Raw genomic sequence first — 20,026 nt, 5'->3', positions numbered from 1 at the left:
CAGTCGCTGTCGACCAGCTTCATGGTCGACAAGGGCAACCGGCGCCATTTCATGGAAAAGGAAATCCATGAGCAGCCCGAGGTGATCTCGCACACGCTGGCGAATTATCTGGATTTTGTCGGCGGCGTCTCCAAGCCGCTCGACCTGCCTTTCGATTTCGCAGAGATCAACCGGCTGGCGATTTCGGCCTGCGGTACGGCGTATCTCGCAGGCCTGATCGGCAAATACTGGTTCGAGCGCTACGCGCGGCTGCCGGTCGACATCGATGTCGCCTCCGAATTCCGCTACCGTGAAATGCCGTTGTCGAAGAATGATGCGGCCTTCTTCATCTCGCAATCGGGCGAGACCGCCGACACGCTGGCCTCGCTGCGCTACTGCCGCAAGGCGGGAATGAAGATCGGCGCGATCGTCAACGTGCGCGAATCGACCATGGCGCGCGAATCCGACGTGGTGCTGCCGACGCTGGCCGGGCCGGAGATCGGCGTTGCCTCCACCAAGGCCTTTACCTGTCAGCTTTCGGTCCTGGCATCGCTTGCGGTGCGCGCCGGCGTAGCCCGTGGCACGATCTCGAAGGAAGAGGAAAAGGCGCTGGTGCGCGCGCTTTCGGAAGCGCCGCGCTATGCCAACCAGGTGCTTAAGCTCGAAGAGCAGATCGAGCGGATCGCGCGCGAACTCTCGCGCTACAAGGACGTGCTCTATCTCGGCCGCGACACCAATTTCCCGCTGGCCATGGAAGGCGCGCTAAAACTCAAGGAAATCTCCTACATCCATGCCGAGGGCTATGCCGCGGGCGAGCTGAAGCATGGCCCGATCGCACTGATCGACGAGAACATGCCGGTCATCGTCATCGCGCCGCACGACCGTATTTTCGAAAAGACCGTGTCGAACATGCAGGAAGTGGCGGCGCGTGGCGGCAAGATCATCCTGATCACCGACAGCAAGGGTGCAGCGCTGACCAGCGTCAAGACGATGGAGACGATCGTGCTGCCCGAGGTGCCGGAAATCATATCGCCGATCATCTACGCGCTGCCGATCCAGATGCTGGCCTATTTCACCGCCGTGTTCATGGGCACCGACGTCGACCAGCCGCGCAATCTGGCGAAATCGGTGACGGTGGAGTAGCTCTCGGCAAATCTCCATTTGCCACCGATCAACTGGTGGTAGGTTTGTATCCGCCGATGATACATTTTCTTGCGTGTCGATCTGTATCAATGTATGATACAATCGAGGGGGCGCGTTATTGATCGTTTCGTTCAAAGGCAAGGCGGTCGAAGCGGTTGCCGAGGGGAGGGCGCCAAAAGGCTTCCCACCGGACTTGGTTGCCCGTGGCGAACGTCGCCTTCGCGCAATTGCCAATGCTGCCCAACTGAATGACCTTCGATCGCCGCCCGGAAATCATCTTGAAGCCCTGAAAGGGAGCCGGGCCGGACAGCATTCAATTCGCATCAACGACCAGTGGCGCATCTGCTTCAGATGGACCGCTGCTGGGGCCGAAGACGTGGAGATCGTCGACTACCATTGAGCGGGCACTTGCCCTGAACCTTTGAGGACCCTGAACTATGCTCAAGTTCGCACGTCCAGTTCATCCTGGAGAATTCCTGCGTGAAGAATATCTCGTCCCGCTCGGCATGAGTGCGGGAGCGCTGGCGAAAAAGCTCAATCTTCCGCGCACCCGTATCGAGCGCATTGCCAAGGAAGAGATCGGCCTGACTCCCGATTCGGCCCTCCGCCTCGCCAGATTTTTCAACACCACACCCGAGTTCTGGATGAATTTTCAACAGGCCTACGAGCTTGAAACCGAAGCCAAGAAACTGGCGCCGGAACTCGAGAAGATTGAGCCGCTGGAAGCAGTGGCATAATCGACCCTTTAAAAACTTCGCAGTTCCAATGCGCCCTCTGGTTCATTATGTTGCGGTGCAATCCGCGCCCCCGGTGAACCATGTCCGACGCTCCCAAGACCTCCGGCATGACCCGGCTGAGGAACTATTTCCTCACAGGCTTCGTCGTCTGCGCGCCGCTGGCGATCACCGCCTATATCGCCTGGTCGTTCATTGGCTGGGTCGATTCCTGGGTGAAACCCTATATTCCTGCCCGCTACAGCCCGGACTCCTATCTGCCGTTTCCGGTCCCGGGGTTCGGGCTGATCGTGGCGCTCATCCTGATCACGCTGATTGGCTTCCTGACGGCCAACATTGTCGGCCGCGCCATCGTCAATTTCGGCGAGCGTCTGCTTGGCCGCATGCCGCTGGTGCGCGGCATCTATGGCTCGCTGAAGCAGATTTTCGAGACCGTGCTGTCGAACAAGGGCGACATGTTCCGTCAGGTCGGGCTGGTCGAATATCCGCGCAAGGGCGTGTGGTCGCTGGTGTTCGTCGCCAGCGAGAAGGAGACCGAGATCAACCAGAAGCTCGATCAGGAAGGCGATCCGCTGATCGCCGTGTTCATGCCCTGCACGCCCAATCCAACGACCGGCTTTCTGATGTATGTGCCGAAGTCGGACATCGTGCTGCTCGACATGACGATCGAGGACGGCGCCAAGCTGATCGTCTCGGCCGGGCTGGTGGCGCCCGAGGTCAAGCAGATGGTCGTCGTGAACGGCGAGCCGATCGAGGGAGTGCTTGCCAATCCGTCGGTTGCCGCCTTGGCTCAGCCGGCGCGCAAGAGCCGCACGGCCTCGTCGCGGCCGAACAAGTAAAGCAGCAGGCGCAAAGCCTCGCCACGCTCGGATTGCAGCTCCGGATCGCGGGACAGGATCAGTCTGGTATCGTCGCGGGCGGCCTCCAGAAGGTCGGCATGCGCCTCGATGCGTGCCACCTGGAAACCCGGCGTGCCGGACTGGCGGGTGCCCAGAAGTTCGCCTTCGCCGCGCAGCTTCAGGTCTTCTTCGGCGATCAGGAACCCGTCCTCGGTCTCGCGCATCACCGACAGCCGGCGTTTTGCGGTCTCGCCGAGCGGGTCCTTGTAGAGCAGCACGCAGGAGGAGGGCTTGTCACCGCGCCCGACCCGGCCGCGCAACTGGTGCAATTGGGCGAGGCCAAAGCGCTCGGCATGCTCGATGACCATGACGGTGGCGTCCGGCACGTCGACACCGACCTCGATGACCGTCGTGGCGATCAGGATGCGTGTCTCGCCCTGCTTGAAGGCGCGCATCGCCTCGTCCTTCTCGGCACCCTTCATGCGGCCATGGACGAGGCCGATGCGGTCCCCGAACAATGGTTTCAGCGAAGCGAAGCGGTCCTCGGCCGACATCAGTTTGATCTCTTCGGATTCCTCGACCAGCGGGCAGATCCAGTAGATCTTCTGGCCGCTGGCGACGGCGTCGACCATGCGGCCGACCAGTTCATCGAGCCGCTCCAGAGGTAGCGTGACGGTGCGGATCGGCTGGCGGCCGGCCGGTTTTTCCGTCAGCTTCGATACGTCCATGTCGCCGAAGGCAGTCAGCACCAGCGTGCGCGGGATGGGTGTGGCGGTCATCACCAGCATGTCGGGTGCATCGCCCTTGGCGGTGATGGCAAGCCGCTGGTGGACGCCGAAGCGGTGCTGCTCGTCGATGACGGCGAAGACCAGGTCGTGGAAGGTGACCGTGTCCTGGAACAGCGCGTGGGTGCCGATGACGATGTCGATGGCGCCGCTCGCCAGACCGGCCAGCGTGTCGGTGCGCTCGCGGCCCTTCTCGCGGCCGGTGAGGATGGCGATGCGCAGCCCGACCTTGGCGGCAAGCGGCGCGATCGTCGCCAGATGCTGGCGCGCCAGAATCTCGGTCGGCGCCATCAAGGCGGCCTGGCCGCCGGCCTCGACCGCACGCCCCATGGCCAGCAGCGCAACCACCGTCTTGCCGGAGCCGACATCGCCCTGCAGCAGCCGCAGCATGCGCTCGGGATCGGCAAGGTCGGCATTGATTTCGGCCAGCGCAAACTCCTGGCTTGATGTCAGCGAATAGGGCAGGGCCTCGCGCAGCTTTTCAACGATGCTGCCGTCGCCGACCAGGGGACGCCCGGACAGGCGGCGGACTTTTGCCCGCACCAGCGCCAGCGAGACCTGGCCCGCCAGCAACTCGTCATAGGCGAGGCGCCGCCAGGCGGCACCATCGACAGAGACATCGATCGGATCGGCCGGATTGTGGATGCGGGCGAGCGCATCGCCAAAGGCCGCAAAGGTGTGCCGGCGCATGAAGGCACCATCCTGCCATTCGGGAAATTCAGGCACGCGCGCCAGCGCCTGGCCGATCGCCCGGCGCAGCACCTTGCCCGAGAGTCCTGCGGTGAGGGGATAGACCGGTTCGACCAGCGGCAGGTTTTCCGCCTCGCTGGCGAGCGCAATATGGTCGGGGTGGACCATGCTCGGGCGACCGTTGAACCATTCCATGCGGCCGGAGACCACGACATGCTCGCCCTCGGGCATCGCCTTTTCGAGATAGGAAGCGTGAGCATGGAAGAAGGTCAGCGCGATCTCGCCGGTGTCGTCATGGGCGTAGACGCGGTAGGGCACCGACCTGTTGCCGCGCGGCGGCGGCTGGTGGCGGTCGATGCGCACCTCGAGCGTGACGATCTGGCCTTCCGCGGATCCTGCGATGCCCGGCCGGCTGCGGCGGTCGATGACGGTGTGCGGCAGCACGAACAGAAGGTCGCCCGCGCGCGCCGCACGATCGCCGAGATCGGCGGCGACGACTTTCTCGATCAACGCGCCAACCTTCGGTCCGACGCCGGCAAGCGAGGTGATCGGAACAAACAGCGGATCGAGGATGGAAGGACGCATGATGTCAGCTTATGTCGCGACGGCTACAGCGCAAGGCTGACAGCACCTTCTATCCACGCTATATGCGCCGCAGCAAGTGAGGATGCGGCACAATGACCGGAACGACGAGATCAAGCGAGGGGCTGGACGCCCACCGCCGCAAGCTTCTGTTTCGCTCCTGGCATCGCGGCATGCGCGAGATGGACCTGATCCTCGGCACTTTCGCCGATGCTGAGATCGGTACCTTGACCGGCGAGGAAATCGACCAATATGAGAGGCTCCTCGACATTCCCGACACCGAATTCCTGCCCATGGTCACCGGCGAACGCCCGGTCCCGGCCGATATCGATTGTGCCGTCCTGCAAAAGATCCTGGCTTTCCGCCACTCCATGACATTTTGAGCGACCTGATTTCATGAGCCTCATTCCCATCATCGGCCTGCCGAAAGGCCGTGCCGGCCAGTTCATTGTCGACGGCGTCGCCGACGGCTACGAAGCCTTTGCGCTGGTGCAGGCGGCACTCGAGATCGCGCCCGACAAGCCGGTTCTGTTCGTGGCACGCGACGGCCAGCGCCTGCCGGCGATCATCGAGGCGCTGTCCTTCGCGGCGCCCGGCCTTCCCGTGCTGGAGCTGCCGGCCTGGGATTGCCTGCCCTACGACCGCGTCTCCCCCGGTTCGGACGCCGCCGCCAAACGCCTCGACGCGCTGACGGCCATGATCGCGCTGGCGAAAAAGCCGCACCGCGCCGTCATTCTCACCACCGCCAATGCACTGTTGCAGCGGATTCCACCGGCCGAACTGGTCGAGGCACAGACTTTTCATGCCAGGCCCGGCAACCAGATCAACATGAACGTGCTGGTGTCGCGACTGGAAACGTCTGGTTTCGAGCGCGTGCCAACCGTTCGCGGTATCGGTGAATTCGCGGTGCGCGGCGGTATTCTCGACCTGTTCGCGCCCGGCTGGACCGAAGCGCTCAGGCTCGACTTCTTCGGCGACACGCTGGAATCGGTCCGCATCTTCGATGCCGCCACCCAGCGCACCACGGGCCAGCGCAAGTCGATGGCCCTGCAGGCGATGAGTGAAGTGGCGCTGACGCCGGAAACCATCAGCCGCTTCCGCCGCTCCTATATCGGAGCTTTTGGCGCGCCACAGCGCGATGACGGGCTCTACGCGGCGGTCAGCGAAGGGCGTCGCTTCGCCGGCATGGAGCACTGGCTGCCGTTCTTCTACGAGCGGCTGGAAACCGTATTCGACTATTTGCCTGATACACCTGTCATTTTCGACCATCTGGCGCATGAGGCGCTGGCCGAGCGCCACACGCTGATCCTCGACCACTACGAGGCACGCAGGAAGCAGGCCGACGGTGCGCTGAAGGACGCCGTACCCTACAAGCCGGTGCCGCCGGACCTGCTCTATCTCTCGCCGGAAAATCTGATCGCCTCGCTCGGGCCGCGCGAAGCGATCGATTTCACGCCGTTCGACGCGCCCGACGCCGGCTCGAAAAAAGTCTACCACGCCGGTTCGCGCCATGGCCGCAGCTTCGTCGAGGAACGCGCCGACCCCAGCATCAATGTCTTCGATGTCGTCGTCAAACACATCGCCGACGAGCGCGCGGCGCGCCGCCGCATTGTCATTGCCGGCTGGACCGAAGGCTCGCTCGACCGGCTTGGCCAGATCCTTGCCGAACATCATCTCGGCAACCTCAAGCAGGTCGCGACGCTGGCGGAAGCCGAACAACTCGAACCGGGTCAGGCGGCCTTGGCCGTGCTGCCGCTCGAATCCGGCTTCGAGACCGAAAAACTGGTCGTCGTCGCCGAACAGGACATTCTCGGCGACCGGTTGATCCGACGCTCGAAGCGCAAGAAGCGTCCCTCGGATTTCATTGCAGAGGCCTCGGCGCTGTCGGCCGGCGACATCGTCGTCCACGCCGACCACGGCATTGGCCGCTTCATCGGCCTGCGTACGATCGAAGCGGTCGGCGCGCCGCATGACTGCCTGGAAATCCACTATGCCGGCGACGACCGGCTATTCCTGCCGGTGGAAAACATCGAGCTTCTGTCGCGCTACGGTTCTGACACAGCCGAGGCGACGCTGGACAAGCTTGGCGGTAGCGCCTGGCAGTCGCGCAAGGCGCGGCTGAAGAAGCGCCTGCTCGACATGGCCGGGCAGCTGATCCGGATCGCCGCCGAGCGGCAGATGCGCTCCGCACCGCCACTAGTGCCGGCCGAAGGCCTCTATGGCGAGTTCGCTGCGCGCTTCCCCTATGAAGAGACCGACGACCAGCAGACCGCGATCGACTCGGTGCGGGACGATCTTGCCGCCGGCAAGCCGATGGACCGGCTGATCTGCGGCGATGTCGGTTTCGGCAAGACCGAAGTGGCGCTGCGCGCCGCCTTCATCGCGGCGATGGAGGGTTTTCAGGTCGCGGTGGTGGTGCCGACGACGCTGTTGTCGCGCCAGCATTTCAAGACATTCTCACAGCGCTTTTCTGGCCTGCCGATCCGCGTCGGCCAGGCATCGCGGCTGGTCGGCGCCAAGGAGCTGGCCGAAACCAAGAAGGGCATCGCCGAAGGGCAGGTCGATATCGTTATCGGCACCCACGCGCTGCTTGGTTCCGCGATCTCGTTCAAGAATCTCGGCCTTTTGATCATCGACGAGGAGCAGCATTTTGGCGTCAAGCACAAGGAACGGCTGAAGGATCTGAAGACCGACGTGCACGTGCTGACGCTGTCGGCGACGCCGATCCCGCGCACGCTGCAACTGGCGTTGACCGGGGTCCGCGAGCTGTCTCTGATCGCCACGCCGCCGGTCGACCGCATGGCGGTGCGCACCTTCATCTCGCCCTTCGATCCGCTTGTCATTCGCGAGACGCTGCTGCGCGAGCGCTATCGCGGCGGGCATTCCTTCTATGTCGTTCCGCGTATCAGCGATCTGGCGGAAATCCATGATTTCCTGAGAGAATCCGTGCCTGAGCTGAAGGTGGCGGTGGCCCATGGCCAGATGCCGCCGGGTGAACTCGACGACATCATGAATGCCTTCTACGACGGCCAGTACGATGTGCTGCTGTCGACAACGATCGTCGAATCCGGGCTCGACATCCCGACCGCCAACACGCTGATCATCCATCGCGCCGACATGTTCGGCCTGTCGCAGCTCTACCAGCTGCGCGGCCGCGTCGGCCGCTCGAAGGTGCGCGCCTATGCGCTGTTCACGCTGCCGGCCAACCGCAAGCTGACCGACACCGCCGAGCGGAGGCTCAAGGTGCTGCAATCGCTCGACACGCTGGGCGCCGGCTTCCAGCTGGCCAGCCACGACCTCGATATAAGAGGCGCCGGCAATCTTCTCGGCGAAGAACAGTCCGGCCACATCAAGGAGGTCGGCTTCGAGCTCTACCAGCAGATGCTGGAAGAGGCGGTCGCCGAGGTGAAGGATTCCGGCGAAGTGCAGGATGGCGGCTGGTCGCCGCAGATCGCCGTCGGCACGGCGGTGATGATCCCGGAGAGCTATGTGCCGGACCTGCAGCTCAGGCTGGCGCTTTATCGCCGTCTCGGCGATCTCGAAAACACCGAGGAAATCGATGCTTTCGGCGCCGAGCTGATCGACCGCTTTGGCCCGCTGCCGGAAGAGGTCAAGCATCTCCTCAAGATCGTCTTCATCAAGGCGCTCTGCCGCAAAGCCAATGTCGAGAAGCTCGACGCCGGGCCGAAGGGCGTTGTTATCCATTTCCGCAAGCGCGAATTCTCCAACCCGGTCGGGCTGGTCCGGTTCATCGGCGAGCAGGGCTCGTTGGCCAAGATCCGGCCGGACCACAGCGTCGTGTTCGTGCGCGACTGGCCGACGGCCGAAAAGCGGCTGGCGGGTTCGGCGGTGGTGATGACCCAACTGGCACGGCTGGTGGAGAAGGCTGCCTAGCGCAGCCGGCACATTCGCCAGCGCTTGAATTCCGGTCTAGAATAGGAAATCGGCTTCGTGTATGGAGCCGCGATCCCCTATGGGGCGGATTGGCGGGCGATGGCGCCCATTTGTTTGTTTGACGCAATTCCAGACGGAAAACCGTTTCACGCTTTTCCTGGAATTGCTCGGAAAGAGCGTTGGGTGCAGCGATGACGAAATGGTCGCCGAATTCGTGGAGAGCAATGCCGATCAAGCAGGTTCCTGCCTATCCGGACCTTGCCGCGCTGAAGAGCACGGAGGCCCGGCTCGCAACCTTTCCGCCGCTGGTTTTTGCAGGAGAGGCGCGCAAGCTGAAGAAGCAGCTCGCGGCTGTCGCTGCCGGTGACGCGTTCCTTCTCCAGGGTGGCGATTGCGCCGAGAGCTTCGCCGAGCATGGCGCGGACAACATCCGCGACTTCTTCCGCGTCTTCCTGCAGATGTCGGTGGTGCTCACCTTCGCCGGCGCGCAGCCGGTGGTGAAGGTCGGCCGCGTTGCCGGCCAGTTCGCCAAGCCGCGCTCGTCCGACAACGAGACCAAGGGCGGGGTGACGCTGCCCAGCTATCGCGGCGACATCATCAACGGCATCGAATTCGACGCCAAGTCGCGCATTCCAGATCCTGCCCGCCAGGAAATGGCGTACCGCCAGTCGGCGGCAACGCTCAACCTGCTGCGCGCCTTCGCGCAGGGTGGGTATGCCAGCCTGGAGAATGTGCACCGCTGGATGCTCGGCTTCGTGTCCGATAGTCCGCAGGGCGAGAAGTATGAATCGCTCGCCAACCGCATCACCGAGACGATGGACTTCATGAAGGCCGTCGGCATCACCTCGGAAACCAACTACGCGCTGCGCGAGACCGATTTCTACACCAGCCATGAGGCGCTGCTGCTCGGCTACGAGGAGGCGCTGACCCGCGTCGATTCGACCTCCGGTGACTGGTACGCCACCTCAGGCCACATGATCTGGATCGGCGACCGTACCCGCCAGCCCGACCATGCGCATGTCGAATATTGCCGTGGCATCAAGAATCCGCTTGGCCTGAAATGCGGCCCGTCGCTGACGCCGGACGGGCTGCTGGAGCTTATCGACCTGCTCAACCCCGAAAACGAGCCCGGCCGGCTGACGCTGATCGCGCGCTTCGGCTCCGACAAGGTCGCCGACCATCTGCCGAAGCTGGTTCGGGCAGTGCAGAAGGAAGGCCGCAGCGTGGTGTGGTCGTCGGACCCGATGCACGGCAACACGATCGAGGCCGCAGGCTACAAGACGCGGCCGTTCGACCGCATCCTAAAGGAGGTGCAGACCTTCTTCGAGGTGCACCGCGCCGAAGGCACACATCCGGGCGGCATCCATGTCGAGATGACCGGCAAGAACGTCACCGAATGCACCGGGGGCGCGCGCGCCATCACGGCCGAGGAGTTGCAGGATCGCTATCACACCCATTGCGATCCGCGCCTCAACGCCGATCAGGCGATCGAACTGGCGTTCCTGGTCTCGGATCTGTTGAAGAAGAGCCACCCGGTGCAGCATAAGCAGGCCGTCAACGGTTGATCCGGCCACTTCAATTTGATCAATAAGGCGTCTTGGAAACTTGGCGCCTTTTTCATTTTCAGCCGATAGTTTGTGCCTACGCCCGTGCCGGCGCGATCGGCAAAATAGAAGGCTTCAGTCCTTCTTGTAGAGCAGCCAGCTCTTGCCGGCCCGGCCAGCCATCGTCGAGTGCTTGGTGACGCGGTTGCGGCCGCTGACCTTCGAGCGATAGAGCGCCCGGTCGGCCTTGGTGTAGAGATCCTCCGGCCCCTCGGCCTCGGATGCCATGCAGATGCCCATCGAGACGGTGACGGTGCCGTAATTCGTGCCGGTCTGGCTGCTGGTGAACGGCGTCTGCTCGATCAGGGCGCGAATGCGCTCGGCGATCTCATAGGTGGCGTCCTCGCTGGCGCCCTCGATGATCAGCGCGAACTCCTCGCCGCCGGTGCGGGCGACGAACATGTCGCCGCGAATGCTGGTCTGCAAGATGTCGGCGATGATCTGGATGATCTTGTCGCCGACCGGGTGGCCGTAGCGGTCGTTGATGTCCTTGAAGCGATCGATGTCGGCAAGGACCAAGGCGTTGAACAGGATACCCTTGTTGCTGTTGTAGATCCTGGTGATTTCCTTGTCGAAGGCGCGGCGATTCCAGATGTGGGTCAAGGGATCGGTGTCGGCCAGCCGCTTGTACTCTTCGAGCTTCGACTTGACGCTCTCCAGTTCGGCCGTCTTGTCGCTGAGCGTCGAGGCCACCTGCCGGCCGTGATCGATCGTCGAATTGGTGGCAATCGCCATGGCGTTGGCGATCTTCTGCAAAAGATCCTGAGAGAGAAGGCTGCGGCCGCTGAGGCCGCTCGATGTCTCATCGAGGATCCTGCCGTATTTCTCGATGTGGCTGCGCTCGCTCCTCAACAGCGAAGCGACTTCCTCGAGCTCCCTGGCAATGACGTCTCTGGCATGCTCGACAATGCTGGGGCCATGATTGTGGGCAAAGAAAGTGCGTCCGATCTGATCCAGTTCATCCTGTGTCGGCCGGCTGCTCAGCGAAACGACGGCGAGGCTGAGTTCGCGATTGGTGCCGCTCAGGGCCTCGTAGAAGATCTCGTAGTTGCGCGGCAGGCCGAGCACGCCCAGCTGGCGCATCGTGGCAACAGCGGTGGCTGCGATGTCGGTGCTTCGTTCGGTCGGGAGAACTGCCGGCTGCATTTTTGATTCTTCCCCTCGGATCCCGGCGCAGAATTCGCGGGTTCCCTGTGTCGCCGACCTGGGGAATGCGACAGGCACTTCAGAACAACTTACGAAGGATGCGTCCCCACCCACGACCTTCGCTTGCCGTGACCATAAATGCGCTGGCGCTAAAGTTTCCTTAATTTGTAAAAAAACGGACACGTCTTTCTCTACCTGCGGCTGTAGAAGCTTCAATTCGGGCATAACAATCCATACCGACGCCAGTTTGGTGGCTTTGAATCGGAAATTCGCGCATTGCGCTCTTAAAAATGGAACTGAATTTCGGATTTGCCGCGCCAATACATGTCGCATTTGCTTGCGTGTGGGCGCCGCAAAGCTGGAATCCTGATGGCGATGCTGATGCCAGTCAGAGTTTTCTTCAAGGAGGGGTCGACGTGAGTGATAGTCACCGGGGATCGTGTCTGTGCGGAGCGGTTCGCTTCAAAACGCACGGAGCGCTGCGCGGCGTCGTCTATTGTCATTGCTCGCAATGCCGCAAGCAGAGCGGACATTTCTATGCCGCGACCAATGTTGCCAACGCCGACATCGTGATCGAAGGCACGGAAAGCATCACCTGGTACGAAGCGTCAGCCTTCGCCAGGCGCGGGTTTTGCAAGACATGCGGGTCGGTCCTGTTCTGGAAGCCGCGAGACCAGGACTACATTTCAGTCATGGCGGGATCGTTCGACAGGCCGACAAGTCTCGAGGGAGAATGCCATATCTTTGTCGGTGACAAGGGCGACTATTATTCGATCGGCGACGGGCTGCCGCAGTTTGAAAAGTCGACGCCGTCCATCCCGGTCGCGGAATGAATCTTGGACAAGTCACCTTATTCCATTGATCTGGCCAGCCATTGCATTATCCCGTGCCGGTGATTCGGAAAGGGGTTTGGCATGCAGCGGCTGATCGACGCTTATTTCAATTCGGTGCGGGCGTTTCGCAAGCTGGCCGTCAGCGAAAAGGCTTTCCAGCAGGAGCTGATGCTGCTGGCGCTGGCCTTGCCGCTCGGCTGGTTCGTTTCGATTTCGTGGCGCGGCTATGCCTTGCTGATCGGCGCGGTGCTGCTCTTGATCATGGTCGAAGTGCTGAACACCGGCATCGAGGCGGCGTGCGACGCGTTCAGCCGCGAGTTCAATGTCGACATCCAGTTGGCCAAGGACTGCGGTTCGCTGGCGGTGCTGATTTCGGTGCTCATCGTCGCCGGTGTCTGGGGCATCGCCATCATCGAGCGGATCACCGGTCTACCGATCTAGCATGCTAGCTCCTATATGACGGTAACTAAAGGAAACCGTCATGTCTGAAGTCGCTAACTTCCTATTGCTCGAACGCAAGGGCCTGCCGGACGACCTTCGCTGGCTGGTCGAAAAATATCCGCGCGAAAACTGGCAGGGGCACGCCAACATCCACGGCATCGCCAATATGTGGCTGCAGCGGCACGACATGTTCCGCGAACTTGGCGGCATGCTGACCAAGGGCATTGGCGACTACCGCGAGGGCAAGCTGACAGCGCCCGACTTCGCGCGCTGGTTCGCGCCTCGCCTCAATCATTTTCTCGGCAATCTCGACGGTCACCACAATGTCGAGGACTACCAATATTTCCCGGTCTTCGCCAAGGCCGAGCCCCGTTTGAAGCGCGGCTTCGAGATCCTCGATGCCGACCACCACATCATCCATGAAGGGCTGGAGCGCAATGCCGAGGCTGCCAATGCCTTCATCAAGACGCTTCAGGAGAGCGAGGACAGACAGCGCTTCGCCGCCGACGCCTATGCCGACGAAAACAGCCGGCTGATCGCCATGCTGACCCGGCATCTTGCCGACGAGGAAGACCTGATCATCCCGCTGATCCTCGATCGGGGTGATGTGGCGCTCGGCGTGGACTAGGACGTCCCTGGACGGCCAGCCTAGATCAACTCTCTTTGGCGCGCTCCTTCTTGGCGGTGTGACGCGCGACGAACCAGGCAAAGATCGCCACGGTCAGGCCGATGCCTAGCCCGACGAGCAATCGCTCGTGACGCATCAAAGCCTGGCCGACGAAGTGTTCTGCGCCCAGTCCAAAGACATAACCGATCGTGCCGAACAGCACCGCCCAGATCGCCGATGAGATGGCGTTGAGGACGACGAAGCGCGGCGCAGGGATATTGGAAAGTCCGGCCGCGATGCCGCCGACCAAGCGCATGCCGTAGACGTAGCGGTTCGACAGCACGAAAATGTTGGGGTGGGTATTGAGCAGACGGTAGGCGCGGCGAAAGCCGGGCCGCGTGCGCAACCTGACGACATAGCGATGGTCGGCAAAGCTTCGTCCAAGGATGAAGAAGAAAGTGTCGCCGATGAAGGCGCCGAGGCCAGCCGCAAGGAAGGCGTGCCACAAGACGAAGACCTGCTGGTGGGCGAAGAAGCCGCCGAGGATTGCGGCACTTTCGCCCTCCGCGAGGCAGCCGATGAAGACGGCAAGCAGTCCATACTGTTCGATGAAATGATGGATGGCCTGCGTCATGAGGGTTGGGTCTGGGGGGTGAGCCGTTCGTCAATCCGCTTCAGTTGTTCGGCTATCTGCGCGATCTCGTCGCGCATGCCGATGATCTGGCTGTGGCGCAGCTCGTCCAGCTTTTCATGCAGCGCCATGATCTCGATCTCGGCTTTGAGGTTGACCTCGTAGTCGTGGGCAGCGTCGATGCGGTCGCGCGCCGCCTGGCGGTTCTGCGACATCATGATCACCGGCGCCTGCAGGGCGGCGATCATCGAGAGGACGAGGTTGAGGAAGATGAAGGGGTAGGGGTCGAACGAATCTTGCCCCAGCAGCCACCAGTTGGCGCCGATCCAGAGGATCAGGAAGGCGATGAAGGACAGGATGAACGTCCACGAACCGCCGACGCGCGCAATGGCATCGGCGATACGGTCGCCCGCGCCCTGAAGGCCGGCAAGACTGTCGTTGATGTCCTGCGATATGGGCTTGCGGTCGACGGTGCTCTGCAGCACCCGCCTCTCAAGCTCGCTCAAATTCTCCGGGTTTCGCCTCAGCCAGCGATTGGCCAGTTCGGGCACGGTCTTGTTCATGGATGTCTCCATACAAAGCATCGGCTTGGCAGCCTGGTTTCCATATAGGAAGATGCCGGTTCGTCAAAAGCACGACGTGAGGATGCAAGCAGAATGCCCGATTTCAAGAAAATCCGCGCACGCGCTGCAAAACGCAAAGGCGGCGAGGAGGAACTGACGTCACTGCTGGGTCCGGTGCCCGACAATGCCGCCGTGGCTGACATTGCGGACAATCGCATTCTGTCTGTTATGGCCGAGCGCGTCTTTGCCGCCGGTTTCGTCTGGCGCGTCATCGAACAGAAATGGCCAGGCTTCGAAGAGGCATTCCTGCGTTTCGAGCCGAAGCGGCTGTTGTTCCAGCCCGATGATTTCTGGCACGATCTGGCTTCCGATCAGCGCATCGTGCGCAATCCGCAGAAGATCAAATCCGTTCGCGACAATGCTGCCTTCGTCGAGCGCGTGTCGAAGGAGCATGGCGGCTTCGGCGAATTCCTCGCCAACTGGCCGGCTGATGATCAGGTCGGGCTGATGGCTTACCTCGGCAAGCATGGCAGCCGGCTCGGCGGCAACACCGGCCAGTATTTTCTGCGCTGGCTGGGCTGGGATGCCTTTGTCATATCGGGCGATATGTCCGCGGCTCTGCGCGACGCCGGCCTCGACATCGCCGAAAGCCCGACCTCGAAGAAGGACCTGGACAAGATCCAGAGGCAAATCAATCAATGGGCGGCGGAGACGCGTCTGCCGCGCCGGCATATTTCACGCATCCTGGCGATGTCGATCGGCGAGAACCATTCGCCGCAAGCGTTGCGCGAATATATGGGCGACGACTGATACAAGGCTGTCTGGCCACGAATGACATTAGTCATTCGGTCGGGGCACGATTGACGTACGTCAATCGTCCGAAGTGGTCCAAACGAACGCCATTGCCCGGCGAAATTTGCCGCGCTAAGTCAGCAGACATGACCAAGAAACTCGACATCCTGCGCATCGCCGTTGCCCAGCTCAATCCGACTGTTGGCGACATTGCTGGCAACCTCGCCAAGGCCCGCGAGGCGAGGGCGGATGCCGCCCGCCAGGGCGCCGATCTCGTGCTCTACACCGAGCTTTTCCTCGCCGGCTATCCGCCGGAGGATCTGGTGCTGAAGCCGGCCTTCCTGAAAGCCTGCGAAAAGGCGGCCGAAGACTTCGCCAGAGATACCGCCGATGGCGGGCCGGGCGTCATCATCGGCACGCCGCTGAAGCGCAAGAGCGGCACGCACAATTCGATCGTCTTCGCCGATGGCGGCAAGATCATTGCCGAGCGCTACAAGCTCGATTTGCCGAACTACGGCGAGTTCGACGAGAAGCGCGTCTTCCAGGCCGGACCGGAGATCCAGGGACCGGTCAATTTCCGCGGCGTACGCATCGGGATTCCGATCTGCGAGGACATCTGGGGCGACGTCGACATCTGCGAGACGCTGGCCGAAAGCGGGGCGGAAATCCTGCTGGTGCCGAACGGCTCGCCCTATTATCGCGCCAAGATCGAGGTCCGCCACCAGGTCGTCATCCGCCAGGTCATCGAATGCGGGCTGCCGATGATCTATGCCAACCAGCTTGGCGGTCAGGACGAGCTGATCTTTGACGGCGCCTCGTTTGCCATAGGGTCTGACAAGACACTTGCCTTCCAGATGAGCCAGTTCGAGGAAGCAGTCGACGTCACCACCTGGAAGCGTCAAGACGAAGGCTGGGTCTGCTCGGAAGGGCCGATGTCGAAAATCCCGGAACGGGAGGAAGCCGACTATCGCGCCTGCATGCTGGGCCTGCGCGACTACGTCAACAAGAACGGTTTCAAGAACGTCGTGCTTGGTCTCTCGGGCGGCATCGATTCGGCGATCTGCGCAGCGCTTGCCGTCGATGCGCTCGGCGAGGAACGGCTGCGCGCGGTGATGATGCCCTACCGCTATACCTCGAAGGACTCGCTGAAAGATGCCGAGGACTGCGCCCGTGCGCTCGGCTGCCGCTATGACATCGTGCCGATCTTCGAGCCGGTCGAGGGCTTCCTGCACGCACTGACGCAGATGTTCGAAGGCACCAAGGAAGGCATTACCGAGGAGAATCTGCAGAGCCGCGCGCGCGGCACCATCCTGATGGCGATCTCTAACAAGTTCGGCTCGATGGTCGTCACCACCGGCAACAAGAGCGAGATGTCGGTCGGCTATGCCACGCTCTATGGCGACATGAATGGCGGCTTCAATCCAATCAAGGACCTCTACAAGATGCAGGTCTACGCGCTGTCGCGCTGGCGCAACAGCCACGTGCCGCCGGGCGCACTTGGGCCCTCGGGCGAGGTGATCCCGAAGAACATCATCGACAAGGCGCCGTCGGCGGAATTGCGCGAGAACCAGACCGACCAGGATTCGCTGCCGCCCTATCCGGTGCTCGACGATATCCTTGAATGCCTGGTCGAAAACGAGATGGGTGTCGACGACATCGTCGCGCGCGGCCATGACCGGGCGACGGTGACGCGCATCGAGCATCTGCTCTACATCGCCGAATACAAGCGCCGGCAGGCAGCGCCCGGTGTGAAGATCACCAAAAAGAACTTCGGCCGCGACCGCCGCTATCCCATCACCAACCGGTTCAGGGATCGGCTAGACACTGTTTCCTGACCGAAAGTTCACGCCATGCCGCAGGCAAGGGTAGTCATGCCCGACTGTGAAATCAGCTTCGACCTGTCACGGATCGATTTCCGTGCGACATCCGACCTGCTGATGGCGAGCTATTGGGGCGCCGGGCGCAGCGACGAAGTCCATCACCGCGCCTTCACCAATTCGCTTTGCGTCGGCGCCTACATCGATGGCAAGCAGGTCGGCTTCGGGCGGGCGATCACTGACCGTACGGTGTTCGCCTATCTCGCCGACATCATCATCTGGCCCGAGCATCGCGGGCAGGGCATCGGCAGCCGGCTCGTCCAGGCCCTGATCGATCATCCTGAAGTCAGGACTGTTTTCCACTGGAGCCTGTCGACCAGCGACGCCCATGGTTTGTATGAAAAGCTTGGATTCAAGCCATCGACCGATGGCCGTTACATGCGGTTCGATCGCGATCCCAGATGAAGCGGCGCGCGGCGATGGTTTGCCGCATTGTTGCAAAATAATCGCAGTGGTTGGACCAGATACACTTTTGGCGTGAGTTGATCTTGGCGATGCATCGGGGCGTCTTTATAAGGACCTTTCCGCGATTCATTTGCGGGAGGTCCGAATGGCAGTATTTCAAATGGTAATGCGAGGCCGCGAAGCCTAGGTCTCATCCGGCGCTCCGCGAGGGTTTTGTCCTCGCAGTGATGCCGGATCGAGCACAGGCTTATGCCGATGCCGGTCGCCGCCCGATTACGGGCGAGACGCCAAATATGCCACTCCGCTTCTGGGCACTCATTAGCCCCTTGCGCGGCTTCTTCAATTTTCGACCTTTACTGGGATCGGGCTCGTTTGCGCCCGAATGACATCATGGCTCGTTTCAAGATCGATTTGCGCGCGAGCGCCTTTCGCAGCGTTCTTGGCTTCACGTTCACCCATTGGCGGCGCCAGCCGTGGCGGCTTTCGCTCATCATGGGCGGCTTCCTGCTGTCGACGCTGGCCGACGTTTTGACGCCGCTCTATTCCGGCCGGCTGGTCGACGCCGTCGCCAGCAGCGCCGGCGCCGACACGATTGCCTGGAATGCCGCGATGGCGGCGTTTTCGATGCTGATGGCCCTGGCATTGACCGGCGTCGTGCTGCGCAACCTTGCTTTCATGGGGATCGTCGAGTTGACGCTGAAGATGATGGCGGACATTGCCGCCGATGCTTTCCATCGCGTCCAGCGCTTTTCCACCGACTGGCATGCCAACAGCTTTGCCGGCTCGACCGTGCGCAAGGTGACGCGCGGCATGTGGGCGCTGGACCTGCTCAACGACACCATCCTCATCGCGCTGCTGCCGTCCGTGGTCATGCTGGTCGGCTCGACCCTGCTGCTGGGCTGGTTCTGGCCGCTGATGGGCGCGGTCGTTGCCGCCGGTTCGGTGCTGTTCATCATGGTGACGGCGATGCTGTCGCTTGGCTATGTCGCACCGGCGGCAAGGCTCGCCAACACCTGGGACACGCGCCTCGGCGGCTCGCTGGCCGACGCGGTCAGCTGCAACGCTGTGGTCAAGGGCTTTGGCGCCGAGGAGCGCGAGGAACGCCGCCTGGCCAAGGTCGTCGCCAAATGGCGTGCGCGCACGCGGCGCACCTGGGTGCGCGGCACCATCAACGGCACCACGCAAGGGGCGCTGCTGCTGGTCATGCGCGCGGCGGTGATTGGCCTGGCGCTGATGCTATGGTCGTGGGGGCAGGCGAGCGCCGGCGACGTCGCCTTCGTGCTGACCTCGTTCTTCGTGCTGCAAGGCTATCTCAGGGATATCGGCACGCATATCCGCAATCTGCAGCGCTCGATCAACGACATGGAGGAACTGGTCGATTTCCAGTCCGAACCGCTCGGCATCGAGGACCGGCCCGGCGCCAAGCCGATCCGGATCACCGAAGGACGGATCAGCTTCGACAACGTCACCTTTCACTACGGCAATCACCGATCGGCGCTCTATCGCAACTTTTCGGTCGATATCGCGCCGGGTGAACGTGTCGGGCTGGTCGGCCATTCGGGTTCGGGCAAGACGACTTTCGTCAAGCTCATCCAGCGGCTCTATGACGTGAATGCGGGGAAGATCCTGGTCGATGGCCAGGACATATCGCAGGTGGCGCAAGCGTCGCTGCGCGGGCAGATCGCCATCGTCCAGCAGGAGCCGATCCTGTTCCACCGGTCGCTGGCCGAGAACATCGCCTATAGCAGGCCGAGTGCCACGCAGGAGGAGATCGAGCATGCCGCAAAGCTGGCGAGCGCGCATGATTTCATCACCAACCTGCCGAAGGGCTACGGCACGCTGGTCGGCGAACGCGGCGTGAAACTGTCGGGCGGCGAGCGGCAGCGTGTGGCGATCGCGCGCGCGTTCCTTGCCGATGCGCGCATCCTGATCCTCGATGAGGCGACATCGAGCCTCGATTCGGAATCGGAGGTGCTGATCCAGCAGGCGATGGAGCGGCTGATGGTCGGCCGCACGACGCTGGTCATCGCGCACCGGCTATCGACGGTGCGGGCGCTCGACAGGCTGCTGGTCTTCGATCGCGGCAAGATCGTCGAGGAAGGCTCGCATGACGAACTCATCCGGCTGAAGGGCGGTATCTACCGCCGCCTGTTCGAGCGTCAGGCGCTGGAGCTGACCAAGGGACTTGTCAGCTGACCTGAGGTGGCCTCCGGCTTCGGCGGCCGGAGGCCACCTTCTATCAAGCGTTGTCAGCAGTGCGGGGTGGCGCAGGGCGGAGCCGAACCTGTTGCGAGTACATCGGCAGACCTGAGACGTCCGAAGTCCCTGTCGCTCAGCGTATGCAGGCCGAGCCCATCTGCCAGTGAAGTCCTTTTCCAGACCTTGAGTTTTTGAGACGCCTGTTCATCATACCGATCGAGATATGTTGTTTCTACCTTTGGTTGATATATATATTAATAAAGCAACCCAGGGACGCTCTTC

The 20,026-nt window shown here is 62.1% G+C and carries 18 protein-coding genes; 14 read left to right on the top strand and 4 right to left on the bottom strand.

Annotation, left to right across the window (positions count from 1 at the left end; genetic code table 11):
• The 4 genes from glmS to C8D77_RS25795 all read left to right on the top strand — a co-directional run.
• Positions 1-1,122: glutamine--fructose-6-phosphate transaminase (isomerizing) (glmS, locus tag C8D77_RS25810; protein ID WP_109669390.1), on the top strand; the 1,122-nt coding region annotated here is incomplete at its 5' end.
• A 118-nt stretch (positions 1,123-1,240) separates the two neighbouring features.
• Positions 1,241-1,522, top strand: coding sequence for a type II toxin-antitoxin system RelE/ParE family toxin (locus tag C8D77_RS25805; protein ID WP_109669338.1), 282 nt, complete (start codon positions 1,241-1,243; stop codon positions 1,520-1,522).
• A gap of 37 nt (positions 1,523-1,559) precedes the next feature.
• A complete protein-coding gene (locus C8D77_RS25800; RefSeq protein ID WP_109669336.1) occupies positions 1,560-1,859 on the top strand; it encodes a HigA family addiction module antitoxin in 300 nt (99 codons plus the stop codon).
• Between the two features lie 80 nt (positions 1,860-1,939).
• On the top strand, positions 1,940-2,695 hold the full coding sequence (locus tag C8D77_RS25795) for a DUF502 domain-containing protein (RefSeq protein ID WP_109669333.1): 756 nt from the start codon (positions 1,940-1,942) through the stop codon (positions 2,693-2,695).
• On the opposite strand, the gene recG is transcribed toward C8D77_RS25795, so the two are convergent.
• Positions 2,647-4,755: an ATP-dependent DNA helicase RecG gene (gene recG, locus C8D77_RS25790; protein ID WP_109669331.1), complete on the bottom strand. Its 2,109-nt coding sequence runs from the start codon at positions 4,753-4,755 to the stop codon at positions 2,647-2,649. The genes C8D77_RS25795 and recG overlap by 49 nt on opposite strands.
• A gap of 92 nt (positions 4,756-4,847) precedes the next feature.
• On the opposite strand from recG, the gene C8D77_RS25785 reads away from it, so the two are divergent.
• The 3 genes from C8D77_RS25785 to C8D77_RS25775 all read left to right on the top strand — a co-directional run bounded on the left by C8D77_RS25785 (position 4,848) and on the right by C8D77_RS25775 (position 10,211).
• Positions 4,848-5,135, top strand: coding sequence for a succinate dehydrogenase assembly factor 2 (locus tag C8D77_RS25785; RefSeq protein WP_109669329.1), 288 nt, complete (start codon positions 4,848-4,850; stop codon positions 5,133-5,135).
• A 13-nt stretch (positions 5,136-5,148) separates the two neighbouring features.
• Complete coding sequence (gene mfd, locus C8D77_RS25780; RefSeq protein ID WP_109669327.1) at positions 5,149-8,646, top strand: transcription-repair coupling factor; 3,498 nt, start codon at positions 5,149-5,151, stop codon at positions 8,644-8,646.
• Between the two features lie 191 nt (positions 8,647-8,837).
• On the top strand, positions 8,838-10,211 hold the full coding sequence (locus tag C8D77_RS25775; RefSeq protein WP_109669325.1) for a class II 3-deoxy-7-phosphoheptulonate synthase: 1,374 nt from the start codon (positions 8,838-8,840) through the stop codon (positions 10,209-10,211).
• Positions 10,212-10,325: 114 nt separating this feature from the next.
• On the opposite strand, the gene C8D77_RS25770 is transcribed toward C8D77_RS25775, so the two are convergent.
• Positions 10,326-11,396, bottom strand: coding sequence for a GGDEF domain-containing protein (locus tag C8D77_RS25770; RefSeq protein WP_109669323.1), 1,071 nt, complete (start codon positions 11,394-11,396; stop codon positions 10,326-10,328).
• 416 nt (positions 11,397-11,812) lie between these two features.
• Between C8D77_RS25770 and C8D77_RS25765 the strand changes: the two genes are divergently transcribed.
• The 3 genes from C8D77_RS25765 (at position 11,813) to C8D77_RS25755 (ending at position 13,298) form a co-directional block, all read left to right on the top strand.
• Complete coding sequence (locus C8D77_RS25765; protein WP_109669387.1) at positions 11,813-12,229, top strand: GFA family protein; 417 nt, start codon at positions 11,813-11,815, stop codon at positions 12,227-12,229.
• 81 nt (positions 12,230-12,310) lie between these two features.
• Positions 12,311-12,670 (top strand): diacylglycerol kinase, encoded by a 360-nt coding sequence (locus tag C8D77_RS25760; protein WP_109669321.1) that lies wholly within the window; start codon positions 12,311-12,313, stop codon positions 12,668-12,670.
• 40 nt (positions 12,671-12,710) lie between these two features.
• A complete protein-coding gene (locus C8D77_RS25755; protein ID WP_109669319.1) occupies positions 12,711-13,298 on the top strand; it encodes a hemerythrin domain-containing protein in 588 nt (195 codons plus the stop codon).
• Positions 13,299-13,323: 25 nt separating this feature from the next.
• Here the strand turns inward: C8D77_RS25755 and C8D77_RS25750 are convergent, their stop codons facing one another.
• Together C8D77_RS25750 and C8D77_RS25745 are read right to left on the bottom strand one after the other, a co-directional pair.
• Positions 13,324-13,911 carry a DedA family protein gene (locus C8D77_RS25750; RefSeq protein ID WP_109669317.1) on the bottom strand — a complete coding sequence of 196 codons (588 nt, stop codon included), beginning with the start codon at positions 13,909-13,911 and terminating at the stop codon, positions 13,324-13,326.
• Complete coding sequence (locus C8D77_RS25745; protein ID WP_109669314.1) at positions 13,908-14,471, bottom strand: DUF1003 domain-containing protein; 564 nt, start codon at positions 14,469-14,471, stop codon at positions 13,908-13,910. Before C8D77_RS25745 ends, C8D77_RS25750 begins: the two co-directional genes overlap by 4 nt.
• Before the next feature lie 93 nt (positions 14,472-14,564).
• Between C8D77_RS25745 and C8D77_RS25740 the strand changes: the two genes are divergently transcribed.
• The 4 genes from C8D77_RS25740 (at position 14,565) to C8D77_RS25725 (ending at position 19,741) form a co-directional block, all read left to right on the top strand.
• Complete coding sequence (locus tag C8D77_RS25740) at positions 14,565-15,281, top strand: DNA-3-methyladenine glycosylase I (RefSeq protein ID WP_109669312.1); 717 nt, start codon at positions 14,565-14,567, stop codon at positions 15,279-15,281.
• Between the two features lie 128 nt (positions 15,282-15,409).
• The gene (locus C8D77_RS25735; protein ID WP_109669309.1) at positions 15,410-17,098 is read left to right on the top strand and encodes an NAD+ synthase; all 1,689 of its coding nucleotides are present in this window, start codon (positions 15,410-15,412) and stop codon (positions 17,096-17,098) included.
• Between the two features lie 36 nt (positions 17,099-17,134).
• Complete coding sequence (locus tag C8D77_RS25730; protein WP_109669307.1) at positions 17,135-17,545, top strand: GNAT family N-acetyltransferase; 411 nt, start codon at positions 17,135-17,137, stop codon at positions 17,543-17,545.
• Between the two features lie 390 nt (positions 17,546-17,935).
• A complete protein-coding gene (locus tag C8D77_RS25725; RefSeq protein WP_109669385.1) occupies positions 17,936-19,741 on the top strand; it encodes an ABC transporter ATP-binding protein in 1,806 nt (601 codons plus the stop codon).
• Positions 19,742-20,026 lie beyond the last annotated feature (285 nt).

This window comes from Mesorhizobium loti (genome assembly GCF_003148495.1).
GTDB classification, from domain to species: domain Bacteria; phylum Pseudomonadota; class Alphaproteobacteria; order Rhizobiales; family Rhizobiaceae; genus Mesorhizobium; species Mesorhizobium loti.
The sequence above is the reverse complement of the archived record's forward strand: the minus strand, read 5'-3'. Positions and strand labels throughout refer to the sequence as shown.

What these genes read in the sequence shown, in the direction of transcription:
- C8D77_RS25750 (WP_109669317.1), bottom strand. Translation starts at nt 13,911, where the DNA reads ATGACGCAGGCCATCCATCATTTCATCGAACAGTATGGACTGCTTGCC.
- recG (WP_109669331.1), bottom strand. Translation starts at nt 4,755, where the DNA reads ATGCGTCCTTCCATCCTCGATCCGCTGTTTGTTCCGATCACCTCGCTT.
- C8D77_RS25745 (WP_109669314.1), bottom strand. Translation starts at nt 14,471, where the DNA reads ATGAACAAGACCGTGCCCGAACTGGCCAATCGCTGGCTGAGGCGAAAC.
- C8D77_RS25795 (WP_109669333.1), top strand. Translation starts at nt 1,940, where the DNA reads ATGTCCGACGCTCCCAAGACCTCCGGCATGACCCGGCTGAGGAACTAT.
- C8D77_RS25730 (WP_109669307.1), top strand. Translation starts at nt 17,135, where the DNA reads ATGCCCGACTGTGAAATCAGCTTCGACCTGTCACGGATCGATTTCCGT.
- C8D77_RS25755 (WP_109669319.1), top strand. Translation starts at nt 12,711, where the DNA reads ATGTCTGAAGTCGCTAACTTCCTATTGCTCGAACGCAAGGGCCTGCCG.
- C8D77_RS25800 (WP_109669336.1), top strand. Translation starts at nt 1,560, where the DNA reads ATGCTCAAGTTCGCACGTCCAGTTCATCCTGGAGAATTCCTGCGTGAA.
- C8D77_RS25775 (WP_109669325.1), top strand. Translation starts at nt 8,838, where the DNA reads ATGACGAAATGGTCGCCGAATTCGTGGAGAGCAATGCCGATCAAGCAG.
- C8D77_RS25740 (WP_109669312.1), top strand. Translation starts at nt 14,565, where the DNA reads ATGCCCGATTTCAAGAAAATCCGCGCACGCGCTGCAAAACGCAAAGGC.
- mfd (WP_109669327.1), top strand. Translation starts at nt 5,149, where the DNA reads ATGAGCCTCATTCCCATCATCGGCCTGCCGAAAGGCCGTGCCGGCCAG.
- C8D77_RS25760 (WP_109669321.1), top strand. Translation starts at nt 12,311, where the DNA reads ATGCAGCGGCTGATCGACGCTTATTTCAATTCGGTGCGGGCGTTTCGC.
- C8D77_RS25770 (WP_109669323.1), bottom strand. Translation starts at nt 11,396, where the DNA reads ATGCAGCCGGCAGTTCTCCCGACCGAACGAAGCACCGACATCGCAGCC.
- C8D77_RS25725 (WP_109669385.1), top strand. Translation starts at nt 17,936, where the DNA reads ATGGCTCGTTTCAAGATCGATTTGCGCGCGAGCGCCTTTCGCAGCGTT.
- C8D77_RS25735 (WP_109669309.1), top strand. Translation starts at nt 15,410, where the DNA reads ATGACCAAGAAACTCGACATCCTGCGCATCGCCGTTGCCCAGCTCAAT.
- C8D77_RS25785 (WP_109669329.1), top strand. Translation starts at nt 4,848, where the DNA reads ATGACCGGAACGACGAGATCAAGCGAGGGGCTGGACGCCCACCGCCGC.